18 protein-coding genes, 1 tRNA gene and 1 pseudogene are annotated in these 18,458 nt (G+C 68.5%); 5 read left to right on the plus strand and 15 right to left on the minus strand.

Annotated elements, in window-relative coordinates; genetic code table 11:
• Nucleotides 1-216 precede the first annotated feature (216 nt).
• Both DTPSY_RS04015 and DTPSY_RS04020 read left to right on the plus strand, forming a co-directional pair.
• Nucleotides 217-1,098, plus strand: a complete 882-nt coding sequence (locus DTPSY_RS04015; RefSeq protein WP_012655785.1) for an EamA family transporter — start codon at nucleotides 217-219, stop codon at nucleotides 1,096-1,098.
• 273 nt (nucleotides 1,099-1,371) lie between these two features.
• Nucleotides 1,372-2,190 carry a DUF429 domain-containing protein gene (locus tag DTPSY_RS04020; RefSeq protein WP_012655786.1) on the plus strand — a complete coding sequence of 273 codons (819 nt, stop codon included), beginning with the start codon at nucleotides 1,372-1,374 and terminating at the stop codon, nucleotides 2,188-2,190.
• Here DTPSY_RS04020 and DTPSY_RS04025 read toward each other — a convergent pair.
• Nucleotides 2,180-2,866 carry a hypothetical protein gene (locus DTPSY_RS04025; RefSeq protein WP_012655787.1) on the minus strand — a complete coding sequence of 229 codons (687 nt, stop codon included), beginning with the start codon at nucleotides 2,864-2,866 and terminating at the stop codon, nucleotides 2,180-2,182. The two genes, DTPSY_RS04020 and DTPSY_RS04025, sit on opposite strands and share 11 nt — an antisense overlap.
• 75 nt (nucleotides 2,867-2,941) lie before the next feature.
• Nucleotides 2,942-3,553 (minus strand): hypothetical protein, encoded by a 612-nt coding sequence (locus DTPSY_RS04030; RefSeq protein ID WP_012655788.1) that lies wholly within the window; start codon nucleotides 3,551-3,553, stop codon nucleotides 2,942-2,944.
• Nucleotides 3,554-3,682: 129 nt separating this feature from the next.
• On the opposite strand from DTPSY_RS04030, the pseudogene DTPSY_RS04035 reads away from it, so the two are divergent.
• Nucleotides 3,683-4,340: pseudogene (locus DTPSY_RS04035) on the plus strand (LysE family translocator).
• Between the two features lie 66 nt (nucleotides 4,341-4,406).
• On the opposite strand, the gene DTPSY_RS04040 reads toward DTPSY_RS04035, so the two are convergent.
• The 6 genes from DTPSY_RS04040 to DTPSY_RS04065 form a co-directional block, all read right to left on the minus strand.
• The gene (locus tag DTPSY_RS04040) at nucleotides 4,407-5,810 is read right to left on the minus strand and encodes an amidase (protein WP_012655789.1); all 1,404 of its coding nucleotides are present in this window, start codon (nucleotides 5,808-5,810) and stop codon (nucleotides 4,407-4,409) included.
• Nucleotides 5,811-5,913: 103 nt separating this feature from the next.
• Complete coding sequence (locus DTPSY_RS04045) at nucleotides 5,914-7,404, minus strand: ABC transporter substrate-binding protein (protein ID WP_011804331.1); 1,491 nt, start codon at nucleotides 7,402-7,404, stop codon at nucleotides 5,914-5,916.
• 98 nt (nucleotides 7,405-7,502) lie between these two features.
• A complete protein-coding gene (locus DTPSY_RS04050) occupies nucleotides 7,503-8,360 on the minus strand; it encodes an ATP-binding cassette domain-containing protein (RefSeq protein ID WP_012655790.1) in 858 nt (285 codons plus the stop codon).
• Nucleotides 8,357-9,361: an ABC transporter ATP-binding protein gene (locus DTPSY_RS04055; protein ID WP_012655791.1), complete on the minus strand. Its 1,005-nt coding sequence runs from the start codon at nucleotides 9,359-9,361 to the stop codon at nucleotides 8,357-8,359. The genes DTPSY_RS04050 and DTPSY_RS04055 overlap by 4 nt, the downstream gene beginning before the upstream one ends.
• Nucleotides 9,358-10,233 carry an ABC transporter permease gene (locus DTPSY_RS04060; RefSeq protein WP_011804334.1) on the minus strand — a complete coding sequence of 292 codons (876 nt, stop codon included), beginning with the start codon at nucleotides 10,231-10,233 and terminating at the stop codon, nucleotides 9,358-9,360. Before DTPSY_RS04060 ends, DTPSY_RS04055 begins: the two co-directional genes overlap by 4 nt.
• Nucleotides 10,230-11,192, minus strand: coding sequence for an ABC transporter permease (locus tag DTPSY_RS04065; RefSeq protein ID WP_012655792.1), 963 nt, complete (start codon nucleotides 11,190-11,192; stop codon nucleotides 10,230-10,232). The genes DTPSY_RS04060 and DTPSY_RS04065 overlap by 4 nt, the downstream gene beginning before the upstream one ends.
• A gap of 175 nt (nucleotides 11,193-11,367) precedes the next feature.
• Between DTPSY_RS04065 and DTPSY_RS04070 the strand changes: the two genes are divergently transcribed.
• Nucleotides 11,368-11,625, plus strand: coding sequence for a YfhL family 4Fe-4S dicluster ferredoxin (locus tag DTPSY_RS04070; protein ID WP_012655793.1), 258 nt, complete (start codon nucleotides 11,368-11,370; stop codon nucleotides 11,623-11,625).
• A gap of 63 nt (nucleotides 11,626-11,688) precedes the next feature.
• Here the strand turns inward: DTPSY_RS04070 and pth are convergent, their stop codons facing one another.
• The 7 genes from pth to DTPSY_RS04100 form a co-directional block, all read right to left on the minus strand.
• Complete coding sequence (gene pth / locus DTPSY_RS04075; protein ID WP_012655794.1) at nucleotides 11,689-12,324, minus strand: aminoacyl-tRNA hydrolase; 636 nt, start codon at nucleotides 12,322-12,324, stop codon at nucleotides 11,689-11,691.
• Nucleotides 12,325-12,459: 135 nt separating this feature from the next.
• Entirely contained in the window at nucleotides 12,460-13,086 is a 627-nt protein-coding gene (locus DTPSY_RS04080; protein WP_011804338.1) for a 50S ribosomal protein L25/general stress protein Ctc, read from the minus strand.
• Nucleotides 13,087-13,239: 153 nt separating this feature from the next.
• On the minus strand, nucleotides 13,240-14,205 hold the full coding sequence (locus DTPSY_RS04085; RefSeq protein WP_011804339.1) for a ribose-phosphate pyrophosphokinase: 966 nt from the start codon (nucleotides 14,203-14,205) through the stop codon (nucleotides 13,240-13,242).
• A gap of 47 nt (nucleotides 14,206-14,252) precedes the next feature.
• A tRNA-Gln gene (locus DTPSY_RS04090) sits at nucleotides 14,253-14,329 on the minus strand.
• A gap of 41 nt (nucleotides 14,330-14,370) precedes the next feature.
• The gene (gene ispE, locus DTPSY_RS17860; protein WP_012655795.1) at nucleotides 14,371-15,222 is read right to left on the minus strand and encodes a 4-(cytidine 5'-diphospho)-2-C-methyl-D-erythritol kinase; all 852 of its coding nucleotides are present in this window, start codon (nucleotides 15,220-15,222) and stop codon (nucleotides 14,371-14,373) included.
• A 9-nt stretch (nucleotides 15,223-15,231) separates the two neighbouring features.
• Complete coding sequence (locus DTPSY_RS04095) at nucleotides 15,232-15,747, minus strand: lipoprotein insertase outer membrane protein LolB (protein WP_012655796.1); 516 nt, start codon at nucleotides 15,745-15,747, stop codon at nucleotides 15,232-15,234.
• Nucleotides 15,744-17,543 carry a tetratricopeptide repeat protein gene (locus DTPSY_RS04100; RefSeq protein WP_041838791.1) on the minus strand — a complete coding sequence of 600 codons (1,800 nt, stop codon included), beginning with the start codon at nucleotides 17,541-17,543 and terminating at the stop codon, nucleotides 15,744-15,746. Before DTPSY_RS04100 ends, DTPSY_RS04095 begins: the two co-directional genes overlap by 4 nt.
• A 29-nt stretch (nucleotides 17,544-17,572) precedes the next feature.
• Between DTPSY_RS04100 and mutM the strand changes: the two genes are divergently transcribed.
• On the plus strand, nucleotides 17,573-18,388 hold the full coding sequence (mutM, locus tag DTPSY_RS04105; protein WP_012655798.1) for a bifunctional DNA-formamidopyrimidine glycosylase/DNA-(apurinic or apyrimidinic site) lyase: 816 nt from the start codon (nucleotides 17,573-17,575) through the stop codon (nucleotides 18,386-18,388).
• Nucleotides 18,389-18,458 lie beyond the last annotated feature (70 nt).

Below are 18,458 nucleotides of genomic sequence, written 5' to 3' on the forward strand. Positions count from 1 at the left end.
GGACAGCCCCCTGAGCGGCTTGCGCCGCTGTCCCCGACTCCCGCGCGACGTGCGGGACGGGGGCGCCGTCAGTATGGCGGGGCGGTGCTGCCGGTCCAGGCGCTTGCCGGGCGGCGCACGTCTGGCGCATGCCGGTGCCGCCGTGGCGCACTGATGCCGCCGACCACCTCCTGAACGCCGCAGCCGGCCGCGAGGCGCTGCGGCGGCGGGCCCTTCATGTCGCTCAACGCCTTCGCACTCATCCTCCTCGCCGGCCTGATCCACGCCGGCTGGAACATCGCCGCCAAGAAGGCCGGCGGCGATGCGCGTTTCGCCTTCTTCACCTCGGTGCTCATGATGCTGGTGTGGGCACCGTTGGGCTGGTGGCTCGGGCGTGACGCCGTGCCGCTGTGGGGCGCGCGCGAGTGGGCCATCGTGGCCCTGAGCGGCGTGCTGCACGTGCTGTACTACGTGATCCTGCTGCGCGGCTACCGCAAGGCCGACCTCACCGTGGTCTACCCCCTCGCGCGGGGCACGGGGCCGCTGCTGACCGCGCTGGTGGCCGTCACGCTGCTGGGCGAGCGGCTGTCCGCCTGGGGCGTGCTGGGCATCGTGGCGGTGGTGGGCGGCGTCTTCCTGATTGCGGGCGGCCCCGGGCTGTTGCGCGCGGCGCACGACCCCCAGGCGCGCCTGCGTGTGCGCGCGGGCCTGCGCTACGGCGTGCTGACCGGCATCTTCATCGCCAGCTATACCGTGGTGGATGGCTACGCCGTCAAGGCCATGCTGCTGTCGCCCGTGCTGGTGGACTACATGGGCAACTTCGTGCGCGTGGCAGTGCTCGCCCCCGTGGCCCTGCGCAACCGCGCCGAGACGGCGCGCCTGTGGGCCGGGCAGTGGCGCTTTGCGCTGCTGGTGGCCGTGGTGAGCCCGATCGCCTACGTGCTGGTGCTGTTTGCCATGCAGGAGGCGCCCATGGCCCACGTGGCGCCGGCGCGCGAGGTCTCCATGCTGTTCGCGGCGCTCATCGGCGGGCACCTGCTGGACGAGGGCGACCGCGCCGCGCGCTTGGCGGGGGCGCTGCTGATTGCCGCCGGCGTGGTGGCGCTGGCGCTGGGCTAGGGACTGTTCACACTATTTTTGCCAGATGCGTTGCGATCAAAAGGGGCCAGGCGCAAGGCGCCAAACGAAGCTGGGGTGCGACCCCAGCGCGGCTTGGTCACGCCGCGAATGTCCCTTTTTGATCGCAACCCGAAGGGACCGGAGTGAGAACCGCGCCACGCGTCCTTGCCCTCCTAGCCAAGGCCCCGGCCTTGGCGTCGTCACGCGCCTAGATTGGCGCGGTTTTCACGCCCTTCACACTGGCAAAAACAGTGTGAACAGGCCCTGGCTGCAATGCTGCTGGTAGGGTGCGATTTTTCCAGCAGTCCCAGTCGGCGCAAGCCCATCGTGCTGGCGCTGGGCGCGCTGCAAGGCGGCAGCGTGGTGCTGCAAGACCTGCAGCCGCTGGATACGCTCGCCGCCTTCGGCCGATGGCTGGCCGCGCCGCGCGCGTGGGTGGGCGGCTTCGATCTGCCCTTCGGCCTGCCCCGCGAACTCCTCACTGGACTCGGCTGGCCGCTCGAATGGGCGAGCAGCATCGCGCACTACCGCGGCCTCACGCGCGCGCAAGTGCGTGAAACCTTTGCCGCGTTCTGCGCCGCGCGCCCTGCCGGCGCCAAGCTGGCCCACCGCGCCACGGACCGTCCCGCGGGCTCCAGCCCGTCGATGAAATGGGTGAACCCACCCGTGGCCTACATGCTGCACGCGGGCGTGCCGCTGCTGCTGGAGGCGGGTGTGCACCTGCCTGGCCTGCATGCCGGGGACCCGCGGCGCGTGGCGCTGGAGGCCTACCCCGGCCTGCTGGCGCGCGAGCTGATCGGGCGGCGCAGCTACAAGAGCGACGCGCGTGCGCGCCAGACGGCCGACCGGCACGCGGCGCGCACGGAGCTGCTGGGCCGCCTGGAGTGCGGCGACACCCGCCTGGGCCTGCGCCTGACAGTGGATGCCGCGCAGCGCACGGCACTGCTGGACGACGGCAGCGGCGACCGCCTGGATGCGGTGCTGTGCCTGCTGCAGGCCGCATGGGCATGGCGCTGCCGGCAGCAGGGCGACCTGCGCTACGGCCTGCCGCCCGACATGGACCCGCTGGAGGGCTGGATCGTCACGGCGTAACGTCTGGTCGTGCAGGTGCCGCGTCCAGCTCCACCCAGCCTGCGCCGCATTGCACATGTGCGCCGCCATGCCGCGCCAGGCAGAGCAGCGCAGCGGCATCCAGTGGCGGGGCTGGCTGGGACGCGAATGCCGCCAGGCCGGCGTCCGCCTGTCCGTCCGCCTGCACCCGCAGGCCGCTGCGGCCTTGCACGGCCTGCAGCGTGATGCGTGCGGGAGGCGGGGAGCCCGTTTCCGCCAGGTGATAGAGGGCGCCCAGCAGCAGGCACAGGGTGGTGTGTGCCGCGACGTGCGTCTCGGGCAACGGGCCGGGCGCTTGCAGGTCGGTGCCGCGCATGGCCAGCAGCGGCCGGGCCAGCTGAACCGCCTGGGCGGCCACGGCCGCCAGGGGCTGAGCGCTGTCCTGCGCGGGCAGGTCCCAATGGCGCAGGCGCTTGGCACTGTCGGCCAGGCGGGTCAGGTGGCCTTCGAACTGCTCCACCCGCTCCACTGCCTGTGCGGGCGGCAACTCGCCCGTGCCGAGCCGGCGCTTGAGTACGGTGGCCGCCATGCGCATGGCCGACAGCGGCCCCGCCAGGTCGTGCCGCACGGCGGGCATGGTGCGCGCAAGGATGGCGCTTTGCACGCCCAGCGCCATCCAGGCCTGGACGGGATCGTTGTCGGTGGGGAGGGTATTCATGGGCTGGCTGATTGGAACCGGGCGCCGGCGCCGGCAGGGTAGGACGGGGGCGCGAGTTGCCGCGCCCGTCGCGCTTCAGCGCGCTGGGCCGGTCAGGGCGAGGTAGGCGGCGCGCGTTTCCGGCGAAACCGCAGCCACCAGCTGGGCGTGCGGCGTCTGGTGGCGCGCCAGCGTGCGGGCCGATGCCACGGTCTTGGACTTGCAGAACCAGTGGCAGGTGTGCTGCATCAGCAGCAGCTCGGCCGTCATGGTGAAGGCCTTGTCGCGCGGCGACAGCCCGGCGTCGTTGCGCGCCACACGGGCGATGCCGCGCGCGTGCACGTCAATGGCCTCGCGCATGTCGAAGGTGGCGCCGGGCAGCAACTGCGTGGCAAACGGCAGGCCCAGCGCCAGGCGGCTCGCGCGCGCCAGCGGTGCGGGCACGCGGCGGAAGTCCGCCGCAAAGCGCTCAAACTGTTCGCTCAACTGTGCCTCGCTGCTGGCCAGCAGGTTCAGCACCTGCTGGCGGCGCTCGGGGTCCTGTTCGCCCATGGCGCGCAGGTAGCCCTGGGTCAGTGTCTCCATGAGCCGTTCGATCTGGTAGGGCTGCAGATGCTGCGCCAGCAGCACGATGCGCCGGCGCTGCTGCTGGGTGTTGAGCATGTAGGCGCCGGTGGCCGCGAGGGCCACCACGAATAAAAGGTCCATGGCAGACAAGTCCGTGAAAAGCGGGCGAAACCGTCGATTGTCGTGCCTGCGCACGCGGGCGCCGTGTGCGCGGTGCAGAATGGTGCGCCGCCGCTCCGGCGGTTCTCTGTCCCACCCTCAGACCGTCCCATGCCTTCGATCGAAACCCTTGTCGCGTTCTTTGGTGTTTCCGTGCTGCTGGCGCTCACGCCGGGGCCCGACAACCTGTTCGTGCTGCTGCAGTCGGCCCAGCGCGGCTGGCGCGCGGGCATGTGCGTGGTGCTGGGGCTGTGCCTGGGGCTGGTGGGGCACACCACGGCCGTGGCGCTGGGACTGGCGGCCGTGTTTGCCGCGTCGGCCGTGGCGTTCACGGTGCTCAAGTTCTGCGGCGCCGCCTATTTGGCCTATCTGGCCTGGGGGGCGTTGCGGGCGCCGGCCAGCGTGCCCGAGGAGGCGCCCCGCTACGGGCGCGGCGATGGCGCCGGGCGCCCGTGTGCCCGGTGGTGCACTGCGCATGGTGGGGCGCGGTGTGGTGATGAACCTGACCAACCCCAAGGTGCTGATCTTCTTCCTGGCCTTCCTGCCGCAGTTTGCCGACCCCGCGCGCGGCGGCATGGCGCGGCAGATCCTGGTGCTGGGGGTGGTGTTCATGCTGGCCACGTTCCTGGTGTTCGGCGCCATCGCATGCTTCAGCGGGGCGTTCGGCGCGCTGCTGCAGCGCTCGGCGCGCGCGCAGCGCATGCTCAACCGCGTGGCGGGCCTGGTGTTCCTGGGCCTGGCCGTGCGGCTGGCCACAGCCGAGCGCTGATACTCCACTTTTTATAGCTGCTAGCGCTTGTCTATCAAGCGCTGGAGGTCATTTTGGCTCGTGCCTTCAAGGCGCGGGCGGCGCGGGCCAGGGCCGCTGCGCGCCGCGCAACTGCTCGAAGGCGTGGGCCAGTTGCAGTACGCCCAGGTCGTCAAAGCGCTGTCCGGCAATCTGCAGCCCGATGGGCAGGCCGCTGGCGTTGTAGCCGCAGTTGACCGACGCGGCCGGCTGCTCCGACATGTTGAACGGCACGGTGAAGGCAATGTGCTCCAGCGGCCGCAGCGGGTCGTCGGTGGGCGAGGGCAGCTCGGCCGCGAAGGCGGTGATGGGCGCCACGGGCGAAAGCACGTAGTCGTACCCCGCGCAGGCGCGCACCGTGGCTACGCGCGTGGCGTGGAACTGCTGGCTGGCCTCGTACACCTGGGCCGCGTTGAGCGTGGCGGCGCTATCCGCCCAGGCGCGGATGTAGGGCAACACCTTGCCCCGCTGCTCGACGGTGAGCGTGCGCATGTCCATGTGCGAGCGCATGCGCCAGAAGTGGTCCATGCCGTCCAGCATGGCGCGCGTGAGGAACGGCTCCATGGGCTCGACGATGGCGCCCGCATCGGCCAGGCGCTGCGCGGCGGCCTGCACGGCGGCGCGCACCTCGGGATCGGTAGCCAAGCCGCAGCCCGCGTCCAGCAGCAGCCCCAGGCGCAGGCCGCGCAGGCGCTGCGTGCCGGGCGCGAGCCGCAGCCAGTCGATGGGCTGTGCTGGCAGGCTCATGCTGTCGCGCGCGTCGGGCTGCGACAGCACCTGCATCATCAGCGCGGCGTCCTCCACGCCGCGCGTCATGGGGCCGGCCGCGCGGCCGGTGTAGGGCGGATCGATGGGAATGCGGCCCAGGCTGGGCTTGAGCGTGAAGATGCCGCACCAACTGGCCGGCAGGCGCAGCGAGCCGCCGATGTCCGTGCCCACGTGCAGCGGCCCGTAGCCGGCCGCCGCCGCCGCGCCCGCGCCGGCGCTGGAGCCGCCCGGGCCCTTGGACAGGTCCCAGGGGTTGCGCGCCAGCGGATGAAAGCTCGACAGCCCCGAGGACAGCATGCCGTAATCGGGCATGGTGGTCTTGGCCAGCAGTACGGCGCCCGCCTCGCGCAGACGGGCCGCAGGCGGTGCGTCGGCCGCGGCGGGCACCAGGGGGAGCGCCGCGGTGCCCAGCGGTGTGGGATCGCCCTGCGTGGCGATGTTGTCCTTGAGGGTGACCGGCACGCCGTCCAGCGGGCCGCAGGGGGCGCCGCGCAGCCAGCGGGCCTCGCTCTGGCGGGCCTGGGCCAGCGCAGCCTCGGGGCGCAGCAGGTAGGTGGCCTGCAGGTGGGGCTCCCACCGCGCGACATGGCTGAGCACGTCGAGCAACGCGTCCACCGGAGAGATCTGGCGGCTGCGGTAGCCGGCGAGCAGTTCGCTGGCGGACAGCTCGTGCAATTGCGTCATGGCGATCCTTGTGTCATCGCGGAGGCGGTGTGGAGAGAACGGCTGTTCCACCCGGGCGGAAGTGGCCGTGCCGAGGGGGCTGGCGCTACCACGCGCCAGCTCCTTATGCCCAGTGCAATGCCGACAGGTCGTTGACGAACACCGGCATGTCCTTCCACAGACCGCGCAATTGCTTGTGGGCCACGGTGACCCATTGCGGCTGGTACAGGAAGGCGTGCACCGCGTCCTCGGCCAGCAGGCGCTGCGCGTCGCCCAGAAGGCGGGCGCGGTCGGCCGGGCGGGTGGCGGTCTTGATCTGCTCGTACAGCTGGTCGAATTTTTCCGAGTGGTAGCCCCAGTAGTAGTCCGGCTTGGCGAAATTGCCCAGGTCGAAAGGCTCCACGTGCGAGATCAGCGTCAGGTCGTAGTTCTTGTTGCCGTAGGTGCCGCTGAGCCATTGGGCCCACTCTACGTTCTGCAGCTTGGCAACGATGCCCACCTTGGCGAGCTGTGAGGCAATCAGCTCGCCGCCCTGGCGTGCGTAGGGCGCCGGCGGCAGCGTCATGGTGAGGGTGAGGGGTGTCTTCACGCCGGCCTCGGCCAGCAGGCGCTTGGCCTTCTCCACGTCATGCGGATTGATGCCCGTGGTGTCCACGTAGCCGAAGGCGCCGGGCACGTAGTGGCTGCCGATGGGCACGCCCAGGCCGTCGGCCGCGCCCTGGATGATGGCCTTGCGGTCGATCGCTGCGGCGATGGCGCGGCGCACGCGCACGTCGTTCAAGGGCTTGCGCGCGTTGTTGATCGCGAGGATGGTCTTGGCGCGCGAGCCGCTCACCACCACCTGAAAGCGCGGGTTGTTCTTGAACTGCGCCATGCTGCGCGGCGTGACGCGCGGGAAGGCGTCCACGTCGCCCGCCAGCAGCGCGGCCACCTGCGCCGCCGCATCGGGAATGAAGCGGAACGTGGCGCGGCGGATGCGGATGCTGGACGGCTGGCGCCACCCCGGCCATGCGGCCAGCGTGATGGAGGCGCCGCGGCTCCAGCCGGCGAGCTTGTAGGGCCCCGTGCCCACAGGCTTGGTGGCGTTGGTGGCGGCGCTCTTGGGTTCCACGATGATGGCCGTGGCCTGGCCCAGCACGAACAGCAGGTCGGGGTCGATGTCCTTGTTGAGCACCACCACGGTGTACTCGTCCACCGCCTGCGTGCTCAGGTTGGCAAAGCTGCGCTTGTCCTTGTTGGTGCTCTTGTCGCCGCCCGCGCGGTCGAAGGAGAACTTCACGGCTGCGGCATTGAGCGGCTCGCCGTTGTGAAACGTGACGCCCTTGCGCAGGCGGAAGGTGTAGGTCTTGAGGTCGGGCGAGACCTCCCAGCTCTCGGCCAGCAGCGGCGAGACGCTGCCGTCCGGGTTGATCTTGGTGAGCGTCTCGTAAATGTTGTAGAGCGTGACCTCGGCAATCGAGGACGCCGCGCCGGCCGTGGGGTCCAGCCCCGGCGGCTCTAGGGCGAGGGCCAGGGTCACGGCGTCCTTCTTGCCCTGTGCCAGCGCGTGCAGCGGCGTGGCCAGCGCGGCGGTGGCCAGGGCGCCGGAGGCGAGGGCGGTGCGGCGGGTGAACATGGGCGGGATCTCCTTGGACGGGTGGAATGCGTGCGGCGGGCTGTGCTCTGCTTTTTACTACAGGGCGCGGCCGGGCGTGGCGCGCGGGCGCCGTGCGGCTAGAGCGCGATGCGCGGTACCGCGGCCACCAGCGCCTGCGTGTAGGGGTGTTGCGGCGTGCTGAACAGCGTGTGCGGCGCGCCGCGCTCCACCACGCGCCCCTCGTGCAGCACCAGCACCTCGTCGCACAGGTGCTGCACCACGGCCAGGTCGTGGCTGATGAGCAGGTAGGTGACGCCCAGGCGCTCCTGCAGGTCCTGCAGCAGGTTCAGCACCTGGGCCTGCACGGACACGTCCAGCGCGCTCACGGGCTCGTCGGCCACGATGAGGCGCGGCCGCGTGATGAGCGCGCGCGCGATGGCGATGCGCTGGCGCTGGCCGCCCGAGAATTCGTGCGGGTACTTGTGCGCATCGCCCGCCCGCAGGCCCACCTGCTGCAGCACGGCGGCTGCCTGCTCGCGCAGTTCGGCGCGTGTGGCGCTTCCCAGGGCCTGCAGCGGCTCGGTGACGATGCGCTCCACCGTCTGGCGCGGGTCCAGCGAGCCGTAGGGGTCCTGGAACACCATCTGGAAGTCGCGCCGTGCGGCGCGCAGCGCGTGCGCGGGCAACCGGTGCAGGTCGCGCCCCAGCAGGTGCACGCTGCCGGCGCTGGGCGTGTCCAGCGCCATCACCAGGCGCGCCAGCGTGGACTTGCCCGAGCCCGATTCACCCACCACGCCCAGGCTGCGGCCGGTGGTGATGTCCAGGTCCACACCCCGCAGCGCCTGCACCTGTGCGCGAGGCCCCCACGGCCGTGTGCGGGGCAGCGGATAGTCCCGCTGCAGGCCGCGTACGCGCAAAAGGGGTGCATTCGGGTCGAAATGGCCTGTAGCGCTTGTAGGGAAAGCGCTGGCAGCTATTGAATTGATAGTGTTCACGCGCTCTCCCCCAGCTGTATGCAGCGCGCCATGTGGCCGGTGCCCAGCGCCGTGGCGGGCGGCAAGGCGGCGTGGCAGTCGGGCACGGTGAGCGGGCAGCGTCCGGCGAAGGGGCAACCCGGCGGCAGATCGGCCAGGTCGGGCACGGTGCCAGCGATCGTGGGCAGGCGTGCACCGGGCACGCGTGCGGAGCCCCACTGCGGGCGTGCGGCGAACAGGCCGCGGGTGTAGGGATGGGCCTGCGTGCGGAAGACTTCGCGCGTGGGGCCGGCCTCGACCACCGTGCCGCCATACATCACCAGCGTGCGCTGCACGTTCTGCGCGATCACGCCCAGGTCGTGCGAGATGAGGATCAGCGCCATGCCGCGCTCGGCCACCAGACCCTGGATCAACTCCAGGATCTGGCGTTGCAGCGTCACGTCCAGCGCCGTGGTGGGCTCGTCGGCAATCAGGAGCTGCGGCCCGCAGGCCAGCGCCATGGCGATGGTGATGCGCTGGCGCTGCCCGCCCGAGAAATGGTGCGGGTAGGCGTCCAGCCGCTGCGCGGCCTGCGCGATGCCCACACGTTCCAGCAACGCAACGGCCTCGGCGCGCGCCTGCCGGGCGGACAGGCCGCGGTGCAGGCGCAGCGGCTCGGCCACCTGCCGCCCGATGGTGTGCACGGGGTTGAGCGCGGTCATGGGTTCCTGGAACACCATGCCGATGCGGTCGCCGCGCAGCCGGCACCACTGGGGCTCGGTCATCGGCAGCAGTTCCTGCCCGTCCAGGCGGATGCTGCCCTGCACGCGCGCGCCTTCAGGCAGCAGGCCCATGAGCGCGAGCGCGGTAAGGGACTTGCCGCAGCCCGATTCGCCGATCAGCCCCAGCGTTGCGCCGGGCTGCAGGGCGAAGTCCACGTCATGCACGGCGCGCACCGGGCCGCGCGGCGTGCGCAGCGTGATGGCCAGTTGCTGTACGTCCAGCAATGGCGCAGGGGAGGGAGGTGCATGCGCTGGTGTCATCGCTGGCGGGACAGTCGGGGGTCCAGCAGATCGCGCAGCCCGTCGCCCAGCAGGTTCAGGCCCAGCACCGCCAGCGCAATCGCCACGCCCGGCCACACGGCCAGCAGCGGCGCCTGGAACATGAGGGTCTGGGCCTCGGCCAGCATGCGTCCCCACGACGGTTGCGGGGGCTGCGTGCCCAGGCCCAGGTACGAAAGCGCGGCCTCGGCGAGGATCGCCAGCGCGAACTGGATCGTGGCCTGCACGATGAGCACGGAAGCGATGTTGGGCAGCACATGCTCGAAGGTGATGCGCCATGGGCCCTTGCCGCAGGCGCGCGCTGCCAGGATGTATTCACGCGCCCACACCGCCTTGGCCGATGCGCGCGTGACGCGGGCAAAGGTCGGTATGTAGAAGATGCCGATGGCGATGATGGCGTTCACCATGCCGGGGCCGAACACGGCCGTGAGCATGATGGCCAGCAGCAGCGCGGGGAACGCGAAGGTGAAGTCCGCCAGGCGCATGACGGCTTCCTCCACCCAGCCGCCGCGCGCCGCTGCCAGCAGCCCCAGCGCGGCGCCCAGCGCCAGGCCGATGCCCACGGCGATCACGCCCACCGCGATGGACGCGCGCGCGCCCACGAGCAGTTGCGAGGCCACGTCGCGCCCGTAGGCGTCGGTGCCCAGCCAGTGCTGCGCGCCGGGGGGCTGCAGGGCGGCATCCATCGCCATCTCATAAGGCGGCCATGGCGTCCAGACGAAGGAGAGCAGGGCGGAGAGCACCAGCGCCAGCGTGAGCACGGCACCGATCGCGCAGCTGGGGTGGCGCAGCGCACGGCGCCAGAACGCCGGCGTGTGGGGGCTGGGCGCGGGGAAGGTCGGCAGCGCGCTCATAGACCGCGGGCCTTTACGCGCGGGTCGATGGCCGCGTACAGCAGGTCCACCACGAAGTTCACCACCACCACCATGGCCGCCAGCAGCATCACGCAGTTGCGCACCACCACCAGGTCGCGGTTGGCGATGGACTGGAAGATCAGCCGGCCCAGCCCGGGCAGGTAGAACACGTTCTCCACCACGATGGTGCCGGCCAGCAGGTTGGCGAACTGCAGGCCCATCACCGTCACCACGGGGATCATGGCGTTGCGCAGCACATGGCCCCACAGCGCCGCGCGTTGCGAGAGCCCCTTGGCGCGCGCCGTGCGCACGAAGTCCTCGCGCAGCACGTCCAGCACGGCGGAGCGCGTGATGCGCGCCAGGATGGCGGCCTGCACCACGGCCAGCGCCACCGCGGGCAGCAGCAGGGCCTGCAGCGCGGGCAGCACGCCGCCGCCGGCTTCGGCGCTCCAGCCGGGAAAGCCCCCGGCCGAGAACCATTGCAGCTGCACCGAAAACAGCAGGATCAGCAGGATGGCAAACCAGAAGTTGGGAATGGCAATGCCCAGTTGCGCCAGCCCCATCACTCCCCAGTCGCCCAGGCGGTTGTGGCGCGATGCCGCATACACGCCAGCGGCCAGCGCCAGCGCGGTGGTCAGCAGCATGGCCAGCAGGGCCAGCGGAATGGTCAGCGCCAAGCGCTCGCCGATCAGGTCGGCCACGGGCGCGCTGTAGGCATGGCTGTCCCCCAACTGGCCCGTGAGCAGTCCACCCAGCCACTGCCCATAACGCACGAGCGCGGGTTGGTCCAGGCCCAGCCGGGCGGCGAGCTCGGCCACGGCCTCGGGTGCGGCGTCAGGCCCCAGCAGCACTTCGGCCGCGTTGCCCGGCAGAACCTCCAGCACCACGAACACCACGGCCGACGCGCCCAGCAGCGTGGCGATCAAAGTGGCGAGGCGTTGGAGGAAGAACAGGGCCATGGGAGTGAAGGCCGCGGCGCGCGGCCGGGGCGGTGGTGGGCCGAGCATAGGACAAAAACCGCGGGCGCATGGCGGCCATCCCCACGGGGGCACAGGGGTGGGCGGATAATTGCAGGATGCTGTTCACCGCCCGCCTGTCACCGCATTGCGCCATGTGCCGCAAGGGAGTTGCGCCATGGCGTTGATGATCACGGACGAGTGCATCAACTGCGACGTGTGCGAGCCCGAATGCCCCAACGAGGCCATCTTCCTGGGCCAGGAGCATTACGAGATCGAGCCCTCCAAGTGCACCGAATGCGTGGGCCATTTCGATGAGCCCCAGTGCGTGGCCATCTGTCCTGTGGCCTGCATTCCGGTCAACCCGGCCCACCAGGAAAGCCGCGAGACGCTGTGGCAGAAGTTCCAGCGCCTGAAGCCACCGAAAGTGGCTTGAATGTAGAGGTTTTTGGGCCGCTAGCGCTTATCTGGTAAGCGCTACCAGCTATCAAAACAATAGTTAATCTGCGCCCGCTTGTGGTGCGGCCTGCGCCTGGGCGGGGCGTGTGGCCTTGGGGCGGGGCGGCTTGGTGGTGTGCACGAGGAGCGTGGCCTTGTCCATGTCACCGGCCAGCAGGGCGGGGTAGGCCTTGAGCGAATGAAGAATGCTGTCCTCGATCAGCGTGCGCTGGTCGGGCGCGGGCTTCTTCAGCACCCAGTTCACCACCTCCGCCTTCACGCCGGGGTGGCCGATGCCGATGCGCAGCCGCCAGTAGTCGCTGGTGCCCAGTTGCGCGTGGATGTCACGCAGCCCGTTGTGGCCTGCGTGGCTGCCGCCGCGCTTGAGCTTGGCCTGTCCGGGCGGAATGTCCAATTCGTCGTGTGCGACGAGGATTTCCTCCGGCGGGATCTTGAAGAAGCGCGCAAGGGCCGCCACCGACTTGCCTGAGAGGTTCATGAAGGTCTGCGGCTGCAGCAGCCAGACGCTGTGGCCGGCAACGCTGGCGCGCGCGACCAGGCCGTGGTAGCTGCGCTCGGGGACCAGGGTGACCTTGAGTTCGCGCGCCAGCGCGTCGATCCACCAGAAACCCGCGTTGTGGCGTGTGGCCTCGTACTCCGGGCCGGGGTTGCCCAGGCCCACAAACAGTTTGATCATGTTGCGATTATCCGGCGCGCCTGAAGCGGCGCGACGTGCGCTTGCAGGGGGCCACAAAACGCCAACGGCCCACGCGAGGTGGGCCGTTGAGACGCAAGAGGCCGCCCCGTGGGGGGCACGGCCCGGCAGAAGTGCTTACTTCTTGCCCTTCTTGGCGGGTGCGGCTGCGGGTGCTGCGGCTGCGGTCGCGTCGGCCACCACTTCGGGCAGCTTGATCGACACCAGGGCGGGGTTCTTGTTGGAACCACGCACCACGGCCTTCACGCCGTGGGGCAGCTTCACGGACTGCAGGCCCATGGTGGACTTGGAGGTCAGGCCGCTCAGGTCCACCTTGATGAACTCGGGCAGTTGCGCGGGCATGCACATCACGTCCAGTTCATGGATCAGCGGGGTCACCGTGCAACCTTCCACCTTTACGGCCTGCGAGCCTTCGACGCCTTCGAAGTGCAGCGGCACCTTCAGGTGCACGCGGGTCTTCTCGTCCACGCGTTGGAAGTCCACGTGCAGCACTTGCTGCTTGAAGGGGTGGTACTGCACGTCACGCAGCAGCACCTTGGTGACTTGGCCGTTCAGCTCCATGTCCAGGATGCTGGAGTGGAACGCTTCCTTCTTGAGGGCGTGCCACAGGGCGTTGTGATCGATCTCGATCAGCTGGGGCTCGGCGGAGCCGCCATAGACGATGCCGGGGGCCTTGCCCGAAATGCGCAGACGGCGGCTCGCACCCGTACCTTGCTTGGCGCGCTCAAAAGCGACGAATTGCATGTTTGAACTCCTGAAGGGGCCGGCCGCGACCAGCCTGGCCCTGTTGATAAAGACCGCACGCCACCATGGCATGGGCCCGTGCTGTCTCCGAACAAGCAAGCCTCCCGAAGGAGGCTTGGGGCTGTGACACCTCCGCCAGCGGCGGAGCGATCATCAAGCCTGGTCGGAGAACAGGCTCATCACCGACTCACCCTTGGCAATGCGCTGGATCGTTTCGGCGATCAGCGGCGCCACGGAGAGCTGGCGAATCTTGGAACACCCCTTGGCGGCATCGCTCAGGGGGATCGTGTTGGTCACCACCACTTCATCGAGGGCCGTGCCTTGCGCGATGCGCTCAATGGCCGGGCCCGAGAAAATGGGATGCGTGCAATAGGCGTAAACGTTCTTGGCGCCGCGTTCCTTGAGCACTTCGGCGGCCTTCACCAGCGTGCCGGCGGTGTCGATCATGTCGTCCATGATCACGCAGTTGCGGCCTTCGATGTCGCCGATCACGTGCATGACTTCCGACACGTTCGCCTTGGGGCGGCGCTTGTCGATGATGGCCAGATCGGTGCCGAGCTGCTTGGCCAGGGCGCGTGCACGCACCACGCCGCCCACGTCCGGGCTCACCACGATCAGGTTCTCGTACTTCTTCTGGTTCAGGTCACCCAGCAGCACCGGCGACGCGTAGATGTTGTCCACCGGAATGTCGAAGAAACCTTGGATCTGATCGGCATGCAGGTCCATGGTCAGCACGCGGGCGACGCCTACTGCCTGCAGCATGTTAGCCACCACCTTGGCGGAGATCGGAACGCGTGTGGAACGCGGACGGCGGTCCTGGCGAGCGTAACCAAAGTAGGGAATCACGGCGCTGATGCGTTCGGCCGAGGCGCGCTTGAGCGCGTCGACCATGATCAGCAGTTCCATCAGGTTCTCGTTCGTCGGCGCGCAGGTCGACTGCACCACGAATACATCGCGGGCGCGGACGTTTTGCTTGATTTCGACGGTGACTTCGCCGTCGGAGAACCGGCCCACATCAATGGCGCCGAGAGTGGTGCCAAGATTTTGAGCGATCTCGGCAGCCAATCCAGGGTTGGCATTGCCCGTGAAAACCACGAAGTCGGGGGGGTTGGTTTGCATGAGCGACTCAGCCGTCTGAATTTAAATCCCGTGTGGGAAATAATCTTTGGCAGGGGAGGAAGGACTCGAACCCTCGCATGCCGGAATCAAAATCCGGTGCCTTAACCAACTTGGCGACTCCCCTACGCAGGTCAGCTGTCTTGCGTCAGCTCACCCAGTATCTTTTCATCCAAAAACCCAATCCGCTAGCGGATGAGACTTTAGATTTTCACACACTTTGACATGCCATGCAGCGGGTGCATCGTGCAGATCGACAGCGTGTGTGATTTGTGCAAACACCGCACTTCCAGAGCCTGTCATGCGTCCTTGCAACCCTTTTGATTCAAGCCAATTGATGGCTTGCGTAATCTCGGGGCACAAGGCCTGTGCGACTGGCTGCAGGTCATTACTTCCAAATTGGTAGTGTGTTGCAGCAAAGCCTGAGATTGTAGCACAACTCGAATCACGTTTAAGAGAGGGATGCGAAAAAATCATTCTCGTATCCAGCCCCGCTTCGGGCTTGACCACCGCGAAAGCCGCAGGCGGAAGTTGGTGCTCCAACTCAAGACGGCGAATTATGTCACCAATTCCCTCGACCCAGGCGCTTGCGCCGCACAAAAAAAACGGAACATCGGCGCCCAGCGTCAGGGCGATCGAGTGCAACTGCTGCCGAGACAGTTTCAACTTCCACAAGCGGTTGAGCGCCAGCAACGTGCTGGCCGCGTCCGAAGATCCGCCACCCAAGCCGGCTTGTGCGGGTATGTGTTTAGAGACGCCGATATGTACCCCTTGCGGGCAACCGGTGGCCTTTTGCAGCGCACGTGCGGCGCGCACGACCAGATCGTCCGCAGGCAGGGCGCTGGTAAGGTCTTCACGTGTGACGGTCCCATTGCCGCGCACCTCGAAATGCAGAACATCGCACCAATCGATCAACATGAAGACCGACTGGAGCAGGTGATAGCCATCGGGCCTGCGACCCGTGACATGCAGAAACAGGTTCAGTTTGGCCGGCGCCGGCACGTCGTACAGGGCTTGCATGGAAAGCGGTCAGAGGCTCAAGACAATGCGCAGCGTAGTGCGAGGCAGCGGCTGCTCGCGCGTGGCCGACAAGCGCCCCTGCTGCAGGGCATCGAGGTTGGTGCGCCAGCCGGCGACCTGGAGGGATTCGCCCTTCAGCCAGCTGAAAAGCGCGTAAATGGGTAGGTCGCTGCCGGTCAGGTCATGTACCAGGGTCTGCAGCGAGGCAGCCTCCCTGCGTTCCTGCCCCTGGACCAGCACGGCGCGATGCGGAGTCCATTCCACACGCGCGATGATGTTGCCCAGCGGGTTGATCAGAGTGAGCTCTCCCGCAGAGGGGTGGCCCTTCAATTCAAAACCGGCACTGAAGGATTGGCCTGCATCGTCTTCCACCTGAACGGCCAGCCGGCCCGACCAGTGGTCCGGGCTGGCATCCGCAGGGCGTGGCGGCTGCGCGCAGGCGACCAGGGTTGCCGCTGCAACGATCCCGAGCACCAGCCGGCCGCGCAGAGGGCGGTGGTCAGCCGCCAGTTGCGGCTGGCTCACAGACGCACTCCCAGCCGGTCGAGCGTGCCCTTGAGTGTGTCGTTGTCTTTGTTGATACGCAGGCCCTCGCGCCAGATGTCACGCGCGCGGTCATGTTCTCCCAGAGACCACAGAACTTCGCCGATGTGGGCCGCTATCTCTGCGTCCGGTTGTGTTTCGTAGGCGCGTTTCAGGATGGTCAGCGCTTCCTGGCGGTTGCCCAGGCGGAATTCCACCCAGCCCAGACTGTCGGTGATGAACGGATCGTTCGGTGCAAACTCAAGCGCTTTGACGATGAGCGCCTTAGCTTCCTCCAGCCGTACGCCCCGCTCTGCGAGGGAAAAACCCAGGGCATTGAGTGCGTGGTGGTAGTCGGGTTGGCGGGCGATGATGGCGCGCAAGAGGCGTTCCATGTCGTCGAGGCGGCCCGCCTTTTCCGCCAGCATGGCTTGGTCGTAGGCGAGGTCGTTGTCCGCGGGCGCCAGCGCTACGGCCTTGCCGAGGACCGTGTAGGCCTGTGCATATTGTTTTGCTTCGCGCAGCAACTGGGCTTCGGCCTGCAACTTGAGGCGTTCCTGATCCGGGGTGCTTGCGGGCACGGCGCGGATCAGTGCGCGCGCCTCTTCCAATTTGCCCTGGCGTACGAGCAGTGCAGCGCGGCGGCTTTGAGCCGTGAGCAGTTCGGCGGCATCTTCAATGCGCGAAAGCCAACCTTCGGCCCCGGCGTAGTCGCCACGCTTCTCCGCTACTTGCGCGTGCATCAGATATGCCTGGGTGAGCGCGCGCTTGCGTTGGGGCGTGGCGGGCAGGTCTTCGAGCAAGCCAGTAAAACGCCGCAGTGCTTCCTCCGCCTGCTCCAGCCGTCCGCCTTGCAGGTGTAGCGACGCCTGCAACAACCAGGCTTCGGGCATGTCGGCCTGTTCGCGATTGACTGCATCCAGTTGGAACTGTGCGTCGGCCAGGCGCTGAGACTCCAGCAGCAGGCGTGCGTAGGCCATGCGGACTTCGGGTAGGGGCTTGCCGGCCAGGTAACCCGCGAGCAGCGGCTCCGCCTGCGTGACGCCCTCTGCGAGCAGCTCGAGCGCCAGCATGGCGGCGCCATCGTCGGCAGGGTCTTGTGCATGGGCCTGGCTCGCCGCCTCCAGGGCGCCCGCCTTGTCGCTGGCTGCCAGGTCCATGCGCCCCACGGTGGTCCAGGCAATGGGGCCGATGGCCGGGTGGTTCAGTTCTGCCTGCAGGGCCTGGCGCACCACCTGCGCGGCCAGTGCCTTGTCGCTGGCACGGCCATAGAGCTGAGGCAGCGCGCGGATGGTGGATATCTTGTCGCGCGTCGGCGCGGTGCTCAGTTCCTGCTTCAAGGGTTCGGCGCTATCGCCGATGCGATTGAGGGCGACCAGGATGCGCAACATGTAGCGATTGGCATCGCGCGACTGCGGCAGGGCCTCCTTCCACGCACGCGCGGCCATCAAGGCGTATTCGCCCGAGCGCGACTGCAGGGCGATCTCGGTGGCGCGGCGGTACAACTGTGGGTCGCCGCTGCGACGTGCAGCGTCCAGCATCAGGGCATAACCGGTGCCGGGGTCGCCCCGGCTGGTGGTCATCTCGCCCAGCAGCAATTCGTAGAACAGCTCGGCATTCAAGGCGGCTGCATCGTCGCTGGCAGCCGCATCGGTATCTTCCAGCTCGGCTGGGGGGGCGGGGACGGTGGACTGGGCAGGCGTCTGGGCCATGGCCGGCAGCATGCTCGCCGCAGCCCAACATGCCAGTGCGACGGCCCTGAAACGAAGAGATTGCACCATCGGCCCATAATAATCCATGGCTCTTGAACTTCTTGACGAGTATTGCGATGCCTGAGCTGCCGGAGGTGGAAGTCACGCGGCGCAGCTTCGCTGGCGCGATCGAGGGCGCAACTGTCCGCGGCATTACGGTGGGCAAGCCCTTGCGCTGGCCGCTGGGCACGGAGCCCGCAGTATTGGTCGGGCGGCGGGTGTGCGGTGTGCGCCGGCGCGGCAAATACCTGTTGCTGGATCTGGATGAAGGGCTGCTGCTCATTCACCTGGGCATGTCGGGCAGCTTGCGCTTTGCACGCGATCTGCCCGCGCGCGGCGCCCACGATCATTTCGAACTGATAACGGACCACGGCACGCTGCGGCTGCACGACCCGCGGCGCTTCGGCGCCGTGGTCTGGGCGGCGGGTGAGTCCGATCCCCGTGCGCGCAAGCTGCTCGATGGGTGGGGATTGGAGCCGCTGGGCGAGGACTTCGCCTTCGAGGCCTTCCACGCGGGGCTGCGCGCCAAACGCACGCCCATCAAGCAACTGCTGCTCGCTGGCACGGTGGTCGTGGGTGTGGGCAATATCTATGCCTGCGAGGTGCTGTTCCTCGCGGGCATCCGGCCAACCACCCGCGCTTGCGCGATCGGACCCCAGCGTGCCCGGCGCCTGCACGGCGCAATCCGCGAGGTGCTGGCGCGCGCGGTGGAGCGGGGCGGCAGCACGCTGCGTGATTTCTCTAGCGCCGACGGCAGCGCCGGGCATTTCCAATTGGAGGCCAATGTCTATGGCCGCGCGGGCCTGCAGTGTCGCCAGTGCGGTACGCCCGTGCGTCTGTCGCGCCAGGGGCAGCGCAGCACCTATTTCTGTCCGCACTGCCAGCGCGCCTGACCGGGCTGCCTGGCGGCGGACCGGCGCAATGGCGATGCTATATTGCGCCATCTCCCGCCCACGCGGGCGC

Source organism: [Acidovorax] ebreus TPSY (assembly GCF_000022305.1).
In the GTDB taxonomy this organism is placed as follows: domain Bacteria; phylum Pseudomonadota; class Gammaproteobacteria; order Burkholderiales; family Burkholderiaceae_C; genus Diaphorobacter; species Diaphorobacter nitroreducens.